14 protein-coding genes are annotated in these 14847 nt (G+C 41.8%); 8 read left to right on the top strand and 6 right to left on the bottom strand.

Annotation, left to right across the window (positions count from 1 at the left end):
• Window positions 1-99: 99 nt before the first annotated feature.
• Window positions 100-546 carry a DUF6934 family protein gene (locus tag LZG71_RS19425; RefSeq protein WP_233823145.1) on the bottom strand — a complete coding sequence of 149 codons (447 nt, stop codon included), beginning with the start codon at window positions 544-546 and terminating at the stop codon, window positions 100-102.
• Window positions 547-678: 132 nt separating this feature from the next.
• Here LZG71_RS19425 and LZG71_RS19420 point away from each other — a divergent pair, with 132 nt between their 5' ends.
• The 6 genes from LZG71_RS19420 (at window position 679) to LZG71_RS19395 (ending at window position 9859) form a co-directional block, all read left to right on the top strand.
• On the top strand, window positions 679-1683 hold the full coding sequence (locus LZG71_RS19420) for a GSCFA domain-containing protein (RefSeq protein ID WP_233823144.1): 1005 nt from the start codon (window positions 679-681) through the stop codon (window positions 1681-1683).
• Window positions 1684-1790: 107 nt separating this feature from the next.
• Entirely contained in the window at window positions 1791-2897 is a 1107-nt protein-coding gene (locus LZG71_RS19415) for an Mrp/NBP35 family ATP-binding protein (RefSeq protein ID WP_233823143.1), read from the top strand.
• 64 nt (window positions 2898-2961) lie between these two features.
• Window positions 2962-3219, top strand: a complete 258-nt coding sequence (locus tag LZG71_RS19410) for a NifU family protein (RefSeq protein ID WP_131957985.1) — start codon at window positions 2962-2964, stop codon at window positions 3217-3219.
• Between the two features lie 127 nt (window positions 3220-3346).
• Complete coding sequence (locus tag LZG71_RS19405) at window positions 3347-5077, top strand: D-alanine--D-alanine ligase (protein WP_233823142.1); 1731 nt, start codon at window positions 3347-3349, stop codon at window positions 5075-5077.
• 169 nt (window positions 5078-5246) lie between these two features.
• The gene (locus tag LZG71_RS19400) at window positions 5247-7937 is read left to right on the top strand and encodes an MGH1-like glycoside hydrolase domain-containing protein (RefSeq protein ID WP_233823141.1); all 2691 of its coding nucleotides are present in this window, start codon (window positions 5247-5249) and stop codon (window positions 7935-7937) included.
• Between the two features lie 158 nt (window positions 7938-8095).
• Window positions 8096-9859, top strand: coding sequence for a phospho-sugar mutase (locus LZG71_RS19395; protein ID WP_233823140.1), 1764 nt, complete (start codon window positions 8096-8098; stop codon window positions 9857-9859).
• A gap of 79 nt (window positions 9860-9938) precedes the next feature.
• Here LZG71_RS19395 and LZG71_RS19390 read toward each other — a convergent pair whose 3' ends face one another.
• Together LZG71_RS19390 and LZG71_RS19385 are read right to left on the bottom strand one after the other, a co-directional pair.
• On the bottom strand, window positions 9939-10781 hold the full coding sequence (locus tag LZG71_RS19390) for an endonuclease/exonuclease/phosphatase family protein (RefSeq protein ID WP_233823139.1): 843 nt from the start codon (window positions 10779-10781) through the stop codon (window positions 9939-9941).
• 48 nt (window positions 10782-10829) lie between these two features.
• Window positions 10830-12053: a metallophosphoesterase gene (locus tag LZG71_RS19385; RefSeq protein ID WP_233823138.1), complete on the bottom strand. Its 1224-nt coding sequence runs from the start codon at window positions 12051-12053 to the stop codon at window positions 10830-10832.
• 255 nt (window positions 12054-12308) lie between these two features.
• Between LZG71_RS19385 and LZG71_RS19380 the strand changes: the two genes are divergently transcribed.
• Complete coding sequence (locus LZG71_RS19380) at window positions 12309-12869, top strand: 2'-5' RNA ligase family protein (RefSeq protein ID WP_233823137.1); 561 nt, start codon at window positions 12309-12311, stop codon at window positions 12867-12869.
• 102 nt (window positions 12870-12971) lie between these two features.
• Window positions 12972-13685, top strand: a complete 714-nt coding sequence (locus LZG71_RS19375; RefSeq protein ID WP_233823135.1) for an NrtR DNA-binding winged helix domain-containing protein — start codon at window positions 12972-12974, stop codon at window positions 13683-13685.
• 65 nt (window positions 13686-13750) lie between these two features.
• Here the strand turns inward: LZG71_RS19375 and LZG71_RS19370 are convergent, their stop codons facing one another.
• The 3 genes from LZG71_RS19370 to LZG71_RS19360 form a co-directional block, all read right to left on the bottom strand.
• Entirely contained in the window at window positions 13751-13897 is a 147-nt protein-coding gene (locus LZG71_RS19370; RefSeq protein WP_233823133.1) for a hypothetical protein, read from the bottom strand.
• A 93-nt stretch (window positions 13898-13990) separates the two neighbouring features.
• Complete coding sequence (locus tag LZG71_RS19365) at window positions 13991-14185, bottom strand: hypothetical protein (protein WP_233823131.1); 195 nt, start codon at window positions 14183-14185, stop codon at window positions 13991-13993.
• Window positions 14186-14461: 276 nt separating this feature from the next.
• The gene (locus LZG71_RS19360; RefSeq protein WP_233823129.1) at window positions 14462-14845 is read right to left on the bottom strand and encodes a two-component system response regulator; all 384 of its coding nucleotides are present in this window, start codon (window positions 14843-14845) and stop codon (window positions 14462-14464) included.
• Between the last annotated feature and the right edge of the window lie 2 nt (window positions 14846-14847).

Below are 14847 nucleotides of genomic sequence, written 5' to 3'. Positions count from 1 at the left end.
ATCTTGGAAAGGTCAACTCGACGTAGCATGGCATTTGCTTCGTCAAGCTTTTTTTTGACTATTTGTTCTCCGCTAAGTTGTTCCTTGTGGACATTTTTTTTATTTGCTTTCATGATTTCCTATCAAATAAAAGTCGTAAGACTCATTTTTTTTGAATAAAGATATGTCTTCCTGAATAACTCCTAGTATTCTATATTTTTTGGAAAGGTTTGTTAATTCTCTACTGATTGCAATCCTGTATAAGCGCTGCCGTCTTTCATCACTTCCTCTAAAGACAACAAGATAATATGGGTTTGTATGTAAAAAATCTTCAATAATTTTATAAACTGTAGATAGAACAGTTTTCAGATCCTCGTTATTTGTTTCCGAAATATCACTAAGTGTCCCATTTTCAAGTAGGTCAAGGAGTGCAAGGTTGTAAATCTCCGGTGATTCTGTTTGACTGAACAGAACGACTTTGCGGACTTCTTTTCTCTCACTTTTACTAACAAATTCGTATCTAAACTCGTTTCGTGATAGCCTGAAGGGATAACTATCCTCGTTCATTATCTAATTGATAGTGTGTTGAATTCTTACCAAAACTATTTCATTTTTTGTAAATAAAGAAGCTGCATGCCCGACTTTTCACGCCCGCTAGGGATTTCCTGTTAATTTTGCAGTTCTACACGATTGAACAACATGAAGCCGATAAGACTACACACGGAAGTAACCGTATCTACTCCGGACTGGAAAATAGATCAACACTCAAAAATATTAACAATAGGCTCTTGTTTTGCGGAGGTGATGGGCAGCCAGCTTATTGGTTACAAATTTCCTGTTTTAAACAATCCGTTAGGTACCGTTTTTAACCCAATCAGCATTTGTAAAATATTAGATTCTGCGCTGGAGAATCGCAAGCCAAATCCTGCTTTGTATTTTGAAGATGCCGACAAAATATGGTTTCACCATGATTTTCACTCGTCACAATGGGCTACAAGCCGGGAGCGACTTGAAAATCAGTTGGTTGAGAAACTTGCCAAAGTGAAGGATTTTTTAAATACAGCTGATGTGTTGGTTATCACACTCGGAACCGCTTACGCTTACAGGCATCGTGCTGCGAATACGCTGATAGGTAATTGCCACAAAGTTCCTGCCGACCGTTTTGTGAAAGAACTGCTGCATTCCGATCAGATCAGCATTCCGTTTGAGCAATTGATGCACAAATTACGTTCATTCCGTCGGGATCTTCGTATCATTTTAACTGTCAGTCCCGTGCGGCACACCAGGGATACGCTTCCATTGAATCAGGTGAGTAAAGCAACTTTGAGACTTCTGTGTCATCGCTTATCTGAAAAGTTTGTACAGGCGGAGTATTTTCCTTCCTATGAAATTATGGTTGATGAACTTCGCGATTACCGCTACTATGAGGAAGATCTTATTCACCCGAATAGCGTGGCTGAGGAGTATATCTTTCGTACTTTTGCTGATTCCTACATTAACCCGGCTACATATCCGTTTATGAAAGAGTGGGAGGGCATAGGTCAGTTAATGAATCATCGTCCGCAGCATGGATATACAGCTAGCCAGTATAAACTTCTGATAAATGTCAGAACCCGATTGAAGCAGTTGTCGGCAACAACGGATGTTTCGGATGAACTTGAAGAAATTGAAAGAAGAATTCGAGAATTTCCGGCAGCTTTATAAACTCATTAGGAATTATTGGTGTTGCATTGTATTGAGGGAGACGTGGCGAATATTATTTAACAAGAAAGGGATTTGGAACCTTTTACAGGAAATCCGCAATCAGTATAATGGGAGAGTTTACAATTAATAAGGAAAGAGTTTTACAGGCGTTAAGCACTGTTGAAGAACCGGATCTGAAAAAGGATCTGGTGACACTTGATATGATTCGTGACATTGAGGTTGGTGTAAATCAGGTTAAGTTTACAGTTGTACTAACCACACCTGCGTGTCCGTTAAAAGAGCTTATCAGAAGAAGCTGTGTGGAAGCCATTCATACGCATCTGAGCCCTGATGTGGAAGTGACAGTTAATTTGACTGCCAATGTGACTTCAACAAGACAAGCCGGCCCGATGATACCGGGAGTGAAAAATGTGATAGCGATATCATCAGGAAAAGGCGGCGTTGGTAAGTCAACGGTAACTGCCAATCTTGCAATGGCTTTACATCGTTCAGGAGCGAAAGTTGGAATCATTGATGCGGATATTTCTGGGCCATCTATGCCGTTGATGTTTGGAGCAGAAAACATGCAGCCGACCATTACTCCGAAAAATGGTAAAAATTATATCAACCCGATACATCAGTACGGGATTAAAATTATATCCATCGGTTTCCTTACACCTGCCGACAGCGCGGTTGTGTGGAGAGGACCAATGGCTAGTCAGGCATTGAAGCAGTTTTTTGGAGATACTGATTGGGGTGATTTAGATTATCTTTTAATTGACCTTCCTCCCGGCACGAGTGATATACATCTTACACTCGTACAGACAGTACCTGTTACAGGTGCGGTGATTGTTACAACACCTCAGAAGGTAGCTCTTGCTGATGCTACAAAAGGTTTGTCGATGTTCCGTCAGCCTCAGATTAATGTGCCGATTTTAGGTGTTATAGAGAACATGGCCTGGTTTACTCCGGACGAATTACCAGACCACAAATACCATATTTTTGGACAAGGTGGAGGGCAGTTGCTTGCTGACAAGTTTGAAGTTCCTGTTTTGGGGCAGATTCCGCTTGTGCAAAGTATTCGTGAAGCCGGTGATAATGGGAAGCCTGCGATTATGAACAACAATGAAATCGTGAATGAAGCATTCCGTGGTGCGGCAGAAGCACTCGCTCAGCAAGTTGCGATTAGAAATGCTTCCCGTGAAAAGACTCGTACCGTGGAGTTGCAGGTTTAAGACCGAAGCGTATTTTTGACTTTAACGATAAATTTTTGCATCTTAGCAGATAGATTTTTTTACAATGGATTCGAAAGAAAAAACAATAGAACTTATAGAGCAGGCGCTCGAAACGGTACGTCCTTATCTTCATGCAGATGGAGGTGATGTGAAATTAGTAGAACTGACGGACGACATGACTGTTGTGCTTGAATTACAGGGGTCTTGCCAAAGCTGCCCAATGAGTGCAATGACTTTCCGTGCCGGTTTGGAAGAGTCGATTCGCAAAGCTGTTCCCCACGTGAACAAAGTTGTTGCGTCTAACGTAGCCGCATTAGCCTGATCTCCGGATCAGGTTTTAATAGCCTTCTGACGAAATATTTCATGTGCATTCACCCTTGAAATTGATTCATCTCAAATACTGCCTTATATTGCAGTCACGATTTGAATGAAATAATCAGGATAAATTTATGCGCATTGGAGTGTTTTTCGGAGGACCTTCCCGTGAAAGGGAAATTTCTTTCGCAGGCGGGAAAACCGCCTTTGAATATTTAGACAAATCGCTCTTTGAGCCTATCCCGATATTTGTAGATAGCTTCGGGCGTTTCATTAAACTGGAACACAGCTACATGTATTCCAGTCAAATCCGAGACTTTTACCCTGCTCCTGATGTTCGTAAAGACGGTTTCAGTACTTACGTAGAATCGCATCCGGAGCTTGCCAGTGAGCCAGTTCCGGCAAATATCGGAATAGAAATTACGCCTTCCCAATTCAAAGAACACTTCGAATTTGCGTTTTTGGCCATGCATGGCCCAGGTTGTGAAGATGGTGCTATACAGGGTCTTCTCGAATGGTACCAAATCCCTTACAGCGGTCCTGGTCTTATGGGTTCGGCAGTCGGTATCGATAAAATCCTCCAAAATGACATGATAGCCCTGGTCAACGGGCAGGAAAAAAAGAGCTGGACACTACGTTACAGCCAGTGGATTCCGGACGAATATCCGTTACTTTTTCAGGTGCTGAAAAAACACCTCGGGTTGCCGTTGGTAATTAAAGCTCCACATCAGGGCTCTTCCATCGGAGTTGCTATTGTAAAAGAAGACTCTCTTGACGAATTTATTGCGGCCGTAAACCAGTGTTTCTTTCAGATAGAGGTGAATGCTGAAAGCTGGACGTCTCTGAATACAGATGAGAAAAGGGCATTTGCTCAAAAAATGGCTAATCTGGATGAAGGAATCGGTTTTCCGGTAGTGCTAGCTGGTAAAAGCATCTATCTTCCACAGCAACTTATTGAAGAACTAGACAGGCATTTTGCACATGAAAATGATACACTTTTTCTAAGCAGTTCCAATGCAGAAGATCAGGTACTCATTGAAGAATTTGTAAATGGTCAGGAATTCTCTTGTGGCTGTATTCAGTTTGCAGACGGGAAACCACTTGCTTTACCTCCGAGCGAAGTGCTTAAGTTGGTTGATGTATTCGATTTCAATGCGAAGTATAAAGCAGGAGCAAGCCGCAAACGCATCCCTGTGGATACAACACTAAGCAAAAATCAGGAGATCCAGCAGGTTATTGCGCAGGTTTTTGAGCAATTAGGGATCAACGTGTGTGTGCGAATTGATGGCTTTCTCACGCCTGATGGAACCATTGTGCTGCACGATCCGAATACCATTCCGGGTATGTCGCCCACCTCGTTTATTTTTAAACAGATGGCAGAAATCGGTCTGAACGTTACAGAGGCACTTACCTACCTCATCCGCCAGTCGATACGTGAGAGAATCCGTACAGGAAAAAATACCTGGAAACTTCGTGAACTGCTGTACTCACTGGATGAGCGTATAACCAGCGAAACGGAGTCAATTCGTCCCGTGAAAGGTATCGTTTTTGAAGAGACTGATGAACAATATGTATCAGCGCGGCTTAAATATGGGCAGATAAGTGCGGAAGGGAAATTCAGAGCCGTTCCCGTTCTTCATGCTGCTGATGGGAAATATTATCAGCTGCCCAAGCCATTCATGTTTAAAGAGTACATCGCAGATGTAATGGCTCTGCTTCATGAAGAACGCCATCCTTTGTTGTCAGAAACTGCGGAGAGAGCAAATAAAACAACAGCTTTTTATGCAGGAGATGTTGATTACAAAGTTCGCCCATACGAAAAACGTGAAGAGATCTCAGGTGTAAGCGAGTGGATAGCAGCTTAAAAAATTAATTGTAATGCAAACGTTTTAAAAGAGAACCACCCGAAAAAATAAGGGTGGTTTTTTAATAATTTGTAATTTCTACGGAGAGTAATGGCGTTTTTAATGTGCAACTTTCTATCTTGTGGTTGTTTACATACAAATTGATTCATCAAGAAAATTAATACTATTAATGGCACAAGGCGCTGAAAAAGTAAGGTTAAGCCTTCAGAAAGAAAATAAGGGATGGAAAAAGTGGGGGCCCTATTTATCAGAACGTCAGTGGGGTACGGTACGTGAGGATTACAGCGGCAATGGAGATGCCTGGAATTACATTACACACGAAATGGCGTATTCGAAAGCCTATCGGTGGGGAGAAGATGGTATAGGAGGTTTTTCAGATAACAAGCAACACATTTGTTTGTCCTTCGCATTCTGGAACCATCAGGATAAGCTAATCAAAGAACGAATATTTGGTCTTACCAACCGGGAATCAAATCACGGGGAAGATGTGAAGGAAATGTATTACTATCTGGATAGTACGCCTACACACTCTTACACCAAAATGCTTTACAAATATCCACAGCAGGCTTTTCCTTACGACAAACTCCGCCAGGAGAATGGAAGGAGAGGAAAGGAAGATCCTGAGTATGAGATCATGGATACGGGCATCTTTGAAAACAATGAATATTTTGACATTTTTATAGAGCACGCCAAGGCGGACGAAGAAGATATTCTGATGAAGGTTACGGTTTTTAACCGTGGACCCAAGGATGCGCCAATCACTGTCTTGCCTACAATCATGTTCAGAAATACCTGGGCATGGGGTTATGAAGCTTATAATTACAAACCGATGATGAATGGTATTTCACACCGGTTAATTGAAGTTACCCACCGCAAGCACGGCAAGTATAATCTGTATCTCGAAGAAGCTGACGAACTTTTGTTTTGTGAAAATGAAACGAACTTTAAAAAGCTCTACAATACTGCCAACACAACAGCTTTCCCTAAAGACGGTATCAACGATTACATTGTAAGCGGAGGGAAAAGCAACACTGTAAATCCAAATAGCATCGGTACCAAAGCATCGGCACGGTTTACAAAGACCATTAAAGCTGGCGAAAGCGCCACCTTTCGCATGCGTTTTGTGAATCACACGATCTCGGAGCCGTTTGGTGGATTTGAGGATCTGTTCGTAAAACGTATTCGGGAAGCTGACGATTTTTATGACGATCTACATAAAGATGTTACCGATCCGGAATTGAAATCCATTCAGCGCCAGGCTTATGCGGGTATGCTGTGGAGTAAACAATTCTACTATTACAATGTATATGAATGGCTGAAAGGTGATCCTGCCCAGCCAGGTCCGAATCAGGGGAGGAAATGGGGGCGGAACTCGGGATGGAAGCATTTGTATGCAGCCAACATTATTTCAATGCCTGATAAATGGGAATATCCATGGTTTGCCGCCTGGGATCTGGCTTTTCACTGTGTGCCGTTGGCCAGGGTGGATGCGGATTTTGCAAAACGCCAGCTTGAAATACTGCTTAGGGAATACTATATGCACCCAAATGGGCAAATACCTGCATACGAGTGGAATTTCTCGGATGTGAACCCGCCTGTACATGGATGGGCCACCTGGAAAGTATACGAAATTGACCGGGAACAGAATAACGGTGTAGGGGATATAGAGTTTCTTGAAAAAATATTCCATAAACTGCTATTGAACTTTACCTGGTGGGTTAACCAGAAAGACGATACAGGAAATAACATTTTCAGTGGCGGCTTCCTTGGGCTGGATAACATCGGTGTATTCGACCGGTCTACGCCAATGCCATTTGGAGGAAAACTGCAACAAGCGGATGCAACCGGCTGGATGGCCATGTATACGCTCAACATGCTTCGAATCTCAGTTGAAATATCACTGACGCACTCAGTTTATCAAGATATGGCTTCCAAGTTCTTCGAACACTTCCTGCACATTGCGGGAGCTATGGAGTCTATTGGTGGCAAAAATTCCTCAATAAGCCTTTGGGACGAAGAGGATCAGTTTTATTATGATGTCATCCACATTCCGAATGGACAGAGTATCCTGTTAAAAGTTCGCTCTATTGTGGGGCTGATACCACTATTCGCTGTTGAAATTCTGGATCCGCAGAACCTGGATAAAATGCCGATTTTCAAGCGTAGGGTAGAATGGGTATTAGCCAACCGTCCCGACCTTGCAAGGTTGATCTCCCGCTGGTTTGAATCAGGAAAAGGAGAAAACCGTTTGCTCTCGATCCTTCGTGGACACAGGATGAAAATGATCATGAAACGAATGCTCGACGAAAGCGAATTCCTTTCAGATTATGGAGTGCGGGCTTTGTCTAAATACCATGAAGAGAACCCTTACAAGTTCTATATCAACGGCGAGGTATTGCAGGTAGATTACACGCCTGGGGAGGCTCTGACGGATATAATGGGAGGAAATTCAAACTGGCGTGGTCCAATCTGGTTCCCATTGAATTACCTTATATTTGACTCATTGATGAAGTTCCATGCTTACTATGGAGAAGATTTCATGGTGGAATATCCAACAGGTTCCGGAAATCTGGTGACGATTAAGGATGCAGCCGTTGGTATTGCCACCCGTCTCATCAACATCTTCAAAAAGGATCCTGATGGCAAGAGGGCCGTTTATGGCAATGATGAAAAGCTGCAAAACGATCCTAACTTCAATGAGCATATTTTGTTCTACGAATATTTCCACGGCGACGATGGACGGGGATGCGGAGCAAGTCATCAAACTGGTTGGACCGGCCTCGTAGCCGAGCTCATTCATAAAACGGCGAAGGAAACGCTGGTAGAAACTTCCAAAGAAGAATTAGAAATAAGTAAATAATTTTCGAATATATTTACATTTATAGTGCTCTATAAGAATTGGTAAAATAATTATGCGTCCCTTTCCGGTATAAATCACTGACAATCAGTTTTTATATATCGAAAAGGGATTGCTTTTAACTAAAATATTATCCAAAATTCATTTCTACATAACTAATTATGACCGCAAAACTGGAACCGGGTGTAATGGCCAAAGTCAATAGCTGGCTGAACGGTGATTATGATATCGATACAAAACAAGCTATTCAACAGCTTATTGATCAGGGAAACGACACAGAACTTACCGATGCATTTTATAAAGACCTTGAATTTGGAACGGGTGGTTTGAGAGGTTTGATCGGAATCGGTTCCAACCGCATGAACCGTTATACTGTGGGCACGGCTACACAGGGGCTTGCGAATTATCTCAACAAGGCATTTCCAAATGAGGCAAAAAGTGTAGCGATTGCTTATGACAGCCGTATTAAATCGGATGAATTTGCTAAAATTATTGCAGATATTTTCTCTGCTAACGGAATCGATGTATACCTTTTTGAAGCACTGCGTCCTACACCAGAATTATCGTTTGCAATACGTGAACTAGGTTGCAAAAGTGGGGTAGTGGTTACCGCTTCTCACAATCCAAAGGAATACAATGGCTATAAGGCTTACTGGGACGATGGTTCACAGGTAGTGGCACCACACGATTCAAATATTATTGATGAAGTAAACGCGATACAGTCTATTGATGATGTGAAATTTGATGGTAACCCTGCGAAAATCACTAAAATCGGTTCTGAAATTGACGAAAAATACCTGAATCACATTCTGTCTCTTTCGATCTCAAAAGATGCGATTGCACGTCAGAAAGACTTGAAAATCGTGTATACGCCTTTGCATGGAACGGGTGTAACACTTGTGCCTTCTTTACTTTCTAAAATGGGTTTTGAAGCTGTTACAATTATCGAAGAACAGGCAGAGGCTAACGGCAACGGACAATTCCCGACGGTGGTTTACCCCAATCCGGAAGAAACCGAAGCAATGTCCAAAGCGGTTGATAAGGCGAAGGAAATAGATGCGGATCTGGTTTTAGGCACTGATCCTGATGCAGACCGTGTTGGTATCGCAGTGAAAAACCATCACGGCGAAATTCAATTGCTGAATGGTAACCAAACAGCCAGTGTATTGATTTACTATCTGCTGAATGCCTGGAAAGATGCGGGTAAACTGACCGGTACGCAGTTCGTATGTAAAACCATTGTAACCACCGACCTGATCGACAAAATGGCGGCTGCTTTTAATGTAAACTGCTACAACACACTGACAGGCTTCAAATACATCGCACAGGTCATTCGCGAAAAAGAAGGTATTGAGCAATTTATCGGTGGCGGTGAAGAAAGTTACGGTTATTTGATCGGTGATGCGGTGCGTGACAAAGATGCAATTGCTTCCTGCGCTATGATTGCTGAGCTTACTGCTTATGCCAAAGATAAAGGGCTTAGCCTTTTTGATATGTTGATGGAAATCTACAAACAGTTTGGTTTCTATTACGAAGGATTAATTTCCCTGACTAAAAAAGGAAAAGCTGGTGCAGACGAAATTCAGCAAATGATGGCTGACTTCAGAGCAAATCCTCCAAAAACACTTGCTGGTTCTCCTGTGATCAGAATGGACGACTACAAAGCGCTGACCAACACTGATTTCACGTCTGGAACCACAACTGCTATTCCGTCTGGTGAAATGGGTATTGAGCCATCAAACGTATTACAGTTCTTTACCGAAGACGGAACCAAGTTTACCTGCCGTCCGTCCGGAACTGAGCCCAAGATTAAGTTCTACGTTGGCGTTCGTGCAGCGCTTGAAAAAAATGAAGATTTTGATAAAGTTTACGCCGATCTGAAAGATAAAGTGAAGGCGATTGGCGAAGAGTTGGGTTTGAAGTAAAACTTAGTTCAGAGTAATAAAACGAAGAGGTTGGCCCACCAGGTGCCAACCTCTTTTTGTATTCATACAATCTGGAAAATTATTTCAGGATGGCCTTAACAACCACTGGCTGGTGATCAGAAGGATATCGCTGGTCTTTGGCGTCGGTTAGTACGCCGTATTTAAGCACTTCAACATCCTTGCTAACGAATATGTAATCAATACGTTGTTTCATCGGAGCGTCAAATTTGAAGGCATTAAACGTTCCCTCAGGGCCGTAAACTGGCTGTTTGGTTATCTCGTGCGAATCGCCTAATAAGGTTTGGATCGTTTTTATCTGTTCTGTATCCGGTGTGGAGTTGAAGTCTCCTGTGAGTATTGTGGTTGAGTTGCCTGCAATTTCCTTGATTTTCTTAACCATCAGGAACCCGGACTGACGACGCGCTTCCACGCCCTGGTGATCGAAATGTACGTTGAAGAAAAAGAACTCTTTTTTGGTTAAAAGATCTCTGAACTTACCCCAGGAAGAAATGCGGTTGCAGCAGGTTGCATCCCAGCCTTTTCCCGGCTTATCAGGTGTTTCATTCAACCAGAAATCACCCGATTGAAGTAATTTGAATCGGTCTTTTTTGTAGAAAATTGATGAATGCTCACCACCTTCCAACCCATCGTCCCGTCCTTTTCCCGTGTAGGCATAAGCACTCAGTTCTGATATATCTTTCAACTGATGTATAAAAGCTTCCTGAACACCAAACATGTCAAAGTCATGATAAACGATCAGGGCCTTTACATTTTCCTTGCGGTTGGGCCATGCATTGATTCCATCACTCTTGGTATCCATTCTGATGTTGTAGCTGGCAATGTTGATTGGGGCGTTCTTTTGTGCCAGAACAGAGGTTGTCAGGCAGGATAATAATGCTAAGCAGAATAATAAACTCTTCATGTGGATTTGGATAGTTATAAATAATTAAAGTATTCGATCGGGTGAAATCTACCTTGACTTCTTCTGGATTGTTAATTTTCCTGCCAGCTCGCCGTCATCACGTATCATCTTCAAATTCAATTCTTTGGATGTTGCATGCAGTTTGATCAGCGTCCGGTTTCCTTCCAATGGACCTCCGCCGATCATGATGGGAAAATTGTGGGTGGAGTCTGCTTCATGCGTGGCATATCGGTGGGTATGTCCAGATATTTGCACGTCAATTTTTGCCTTATTCAGTACCGGTCCGAACACCTCGCGACAATGCATTGTCCCATGCCAATCTCCCGAATGCCAGGGTGAAATGTGAATCAGCAATACCCTGAATGCCGCCTTTTTGAATGCTTCAGTTTCAATTTCTTTTTCGAGCCACTTTTTCTGAATCTCCCGGTAGCGATCAAAAGCAGATAATCCTCCATACTCAACACTGTCATCCGTTTTATCCTCACCAGAATCAAGGATTAAAAAATGAACCGGGCCGCGGGTAAAAGAATAGTAATATTTATTTTCCGGATAAGAAAAATATTCCGGAATACGCCGCGAAAAGCTCCCCCGGCATTCGTGATTTCCTTGGGTAAGTATAAAAGGAATTTCACTGGCAAAAACATCCGTAGACGGTTTTAAAAGGTGGTCCACCATTTGCTGTTCTGACGTCACCCAATCGAAACAGTCGCCGTTAAATACTACAAAATCATAATCGCGCTTATTTCCTGTGTAACCATGCCTGTAAAGCAATTGCGGAATGATCTGAGGACGATCGTGTATGTCGTTGAAAATAACCATTTTGAATTCCTCGTCCCCTGACGAAGGGGTCTTGAAACCATACAGTGGGCTGGAAATCGTCTCGCCAAACTCTACCTTGGAGCCCTTGTAGCCAAGTATTTCGGTAGACACGACTTTGTATTTGTGCTCTGTTCCGGGTTTAAGGTTGGAGAGTGTAATCTTATTGACGCGATTGTTGGCCTCGATAAGACCATTATTATAGCCGAATTCTCTTTTACTGGTGTATGTTCCGCTTCCATATTCCACCCAGCTGAAACTATTTTTGCTGGTGATAAACACAATCGTTATTTCATCATTACCGGGATTTTGTAAATAAGGGTCGGCGACAAAATGATTATTTTCTTCGATAGGTAAGGTATCGGTAGAATTGGCCAAAACCGGAGCGACGGGCAGTAAACTGAGTGCACCGATTTGTGACATTTTTTCAAGAAAGGATCTTCTGTCGGAGATCATATGGCCGGGAGTTTAGGTGTTTTATAAGAAAAGCAGGAAAACCGATTTTCTAATAATTGCGAAGGAAATACAAAATACAGGTCTTTAAGATTAAGGAACTGTTAACTTATTTTTTTCAGATGGTAACTGCATTGATATCAGCTGTTAATGAAATGTGAAAATATTTAACGGTTTCACATGTATCCCAATCTGCGTATTTTGTGACAGGTATAAGTAATGGTTGTATGGAGAAATGGTAGTTCTGAACGATTTCAAATGATGAAAAAGAATAATTTGTACTTCCTCGCCATTGTATTGCCAGAAGATCTTCAAAGAAGGATCGTGGCTATTGAAGAGTACATAGCAAATAACTACAATAGCCATAAATCATTGAGAATAATTCCGCACATCACGCTCAAAGCTCCATTTACTATTGATGCGGCAAAGCATCAAATGGTGAGAGATTGGTTTGTAAATCTTAATGTTCAGGCTAAAACCTTTGATATAGAATTGAAGAATTTCGGAAGCTTTGCCAACAAAAATCATCCTGTTATTTACATCAATCCGATATTGAGTAAGAATCTTTCATTTTTGCAAACGCAGATTATAGATCAATTTGTTGTGAACTTCCCGGAGATTGCCATTATGAACCACGAACGGCATTTTCATCCACATGTTACAGTAGCTTACAGAGATTTGACGCCGGAGCAATTTCTGCCAGCATGGGAAGATTTTAGGGAACGAAGCTTTTTAGCGAAATTTCCTGTTCACGACTTTCATCTTTTACAACACAATGGAATAAAATGGAATACAATTGATATATTCCGGCTCAGTTAGGCTTTTCGTCGGTTTGGCAAAGAGATCTATAAACAGATGTTCGGTTTAATACAAAACTTGCTGCAACAGGAATTTCCTTTGTACTTATAATTTTTGAGTAGAATGACCAATTATCCCAACGCCACGGGTATTTTGTTGGCTCTTGATTGCATCATTTTCGGTTTTGACGGGAAGGATATCAAATTGCTGTTGATTAAAAGAAACTTCGAACCGGAGAAGGGGAAATGGTCTTTGATGGGCGGGTTTCTTGATTTTGATGAAAATCTGGAAGATGGAGCAAACCGGATTCTTTACAATTTGACAGGCTTGAAGGACATTTATGTAGAGCAGCTGGGCGTGTACGGCAATGTAGGCCGTGATCCGGTAACCCGGACGGTCTCAATCGTTTTTTTTGCATTGATCAACATTGATGATCATGACGAGGATGCGATGCGGTTTCACAATGCGTCATGGATAAGTCTCGACGATCGACCCTCCCTTATTTTTGATCATAATGAAATGGTTTCGCAAGCCATTGAGCACTTAAGATACAAGGCTGCATTGCATCCGATCGGTTTTGAACTTTTGCCGGAGCAATTCACCATTCCTCAGCTCCAAAAGCTATACGAAGCCATATACGACACGCCGATAGACCGCCGGAATTTCAGTCGTAAATTGTTGTCTACCGGGTTGTTGATAGATACAGGTAACAAAAACAGCCAGTCTGCAACTAAAAAAGCTACGTTATACAAACTGGATACTGCTCGTTACAAAGCTAAATTTAATTCTTTCTGGAATTTTATGCCAGATCCCAAAGACAACGGAGATAAACTTTGACCGGTGACGGAGCAGTCGGTTTAGTAGTGACCACGATAGAAAAAGTTGGATATCTGGGATGGAGGTCAGTTCCTTTTGGTTCTTTTAGAGGCAAGGTTTCTGAATTGCTGTAACGCTTCCTGGCGTGACATTTTTGTCTCGTTCGATTTTGCTTCTTCGATGGCTTCTTTCGAAAAGCGTCCTTTCAGGAAATTTAATACTGCAAATATCATAGCTGACTACCTTTGTTATTGATTGAGACGGGTAAAACCGACATCAAAAATAACGAAAAACAATGGTTTGTCACCATCCCAATCTTCAAAAGCTTATGCCTGAATTTCTTTTCTTTTAGATTTGGAGCCGCCGGGAATGAACTCATCTTTGATCCATCTCACGAAGTTGTAGGAGTTGTTCCTGTAAATCTCAACAGATAGAGGTTTAATTCCGCTGAGCTCAACTTCCTTCACGTACTGGTTATGCAATTTTACAATTTCAAGCAGGGTCTTGTCGTCAGTTTTCATTTTAGGGATTAGTAGTTTAAGGTATAAGAGTTTAAAATTCCTATCCCCAAACATATCGTACCCAATGAAGCATTTAATTCTTGCGGTGAAAATATTTTATATTCTTTATTGAAAATATCACAATTTTTAATTTTTCAATCCCGTGTGATAAAAACCTGTTTTACCGTAATGTACTATTTGGAAACAATGTGTGGAATATGGAACTGCCGTCCGTTCCTCACCATCCTTCATATAACTTAAACAGACAATTGTGATTCTATAAGTAGTTGTGTGTCATTAAGCGAGCCTATTTTTTAGCACTTCAATTTCCAATGGCTTTGGTAGTAAGTCAATGATGTAGGGGCTGGATCTCGCCTTTTCGATATCACGCGAGTCGATGGTGGAGGACAACATGAAAATCTGTATTTTATTTTTCAGTCCTTCCGGCACCTTCGCATAGGCATCAATAAAGTCAAAGCCATTCATATCAGGCATTTGCAGGTCCAGAAGGATAACGGTTTGAGGCAACGCGCTTTCTTCTGATATCAAAAATTTCAATGCTTCACGTGCAGAATTGAATGTTTTGACTGTCCGGGTTATGCCACTTTTAATGAGCAGTTTCTCATAGATGAACAAGTCAAATGCACTGTCGTCGATCAATATAATATTGATAAAATTCATAA

Origin of the sequence: Dyadobacter sp. CY312, from assembly GCF_021390535.1 — a bacterium.
In the GTDB taxonomy this organism is placed as follows: Bacteria; Bacteroidota; Bacteroidia; order Cytophagales; family Spirosomataceae; genus Dyadobacter.
This window is presented reverse-complemented; position numbering and strand designations above follow the sequence as displayed.

Excerpts from the sequence above, each read along its gene's own strand:
- LZG71_RS19420 (WP_233823144.1), top strand. The coding sequence starts at position 679 with ATGAAGCCGATAAGACTACACACGGAAGTAACCGTATCTACTCCGGAC.
- LZG71_RS19385 (WP_233823138.1), bottom strand. The coding sequence starts at position 12,053 with ATGATCTCCGACAGAAGATCCTTTCTTGAAAAAATGTCACAAATCGGT.
- LZG71_RS19400 (WP_233823141.1), top strand. The coding sequence starts at position 5,247 with ATGGCACAAGGCGCTGAAAAAGTAAGGTTAAGCCTTCAGAAAGAAAAT.
- LZG71_RS19360 (WP_233823129.1), bottom strand. The coding sequence starts at position 14,845 with ATGAATTTTATCAATATTATATTGATCGACGACAGTGCATTTGACTTG.
- LZG71_RS19425 (WP_233823145.1), bottom strand. The coding sequence starts at position 546 with ATGAACGAGGATAGTTATCCCTTCAGGCTATCACGAAACGAGTTTAGA.
- LZG71_RS19390 (WP_233823139.1), bottom strand. The coding sequence starts at position 10,781 with ATGAAGAGTTTATTATTCTGCTTAGCATTATTATCCTGCCTGACAACC.
- LZG71_RS19395 (WP_233823140.1), top strand. The coding sequence starts at position 8,096 with ATGACCGCAAAACTGGAACCGGGTGTAATGGCCAAAGTCAATAGCTGG.
- LZG71_RS19405 (WP_233823142.1), top strand. The coding sequence starts at position 3,347 with ATGCGCATTGGAGTGTTTTTCGGAGGACCTTCCCGTGAAAGGGAAATT.
- LZG71_RS19375 (WP_233823135.1), top strand. The coding sequence starts at position 12,972 with ATGACCAATTATCCCAACGCCACGGGTATTTTGTTGGCTCTTGATTGC.
- LZG71_RS19415 (WP_233823143.1), top strand. The coding sequence starts at position 1,791 with ATGGGAGAGTTTACAATTAATAAGGAAAGAGTTTTACAGGCGTTAAGC.
- LZG71_RS19410 (WP_131957985.1), top strand. The coding sequence starts at position 2,962 with ATGGATTCGAAAGAAAAAACAATAGAACTTATAGAGCAGGCGCTCGAA.
- LZG71_RS19380 (WP_233823137.1), top strand. The coding sequence starts at position 12,309 with ATGATGAAAAAGAATAATTTGTACTTCCTCGCCATTGTATTGCCAGAA.
- LZG71_RS19365 (WP_233823131.1), bottom strand. The coding sequence starts at position 14,185 with ATGAAAACTGACGACAAGACCCTGCTTGAAATTGTAAAATTGCATAAC.
- LZG71_RS19370 (WP_233823133.1), bottom strand. The coding sequence starts at position 13,897 with ATGATATTTGCAGTATTAAATTTCCTGAAAGGACGCTTTTCGAAAGAA.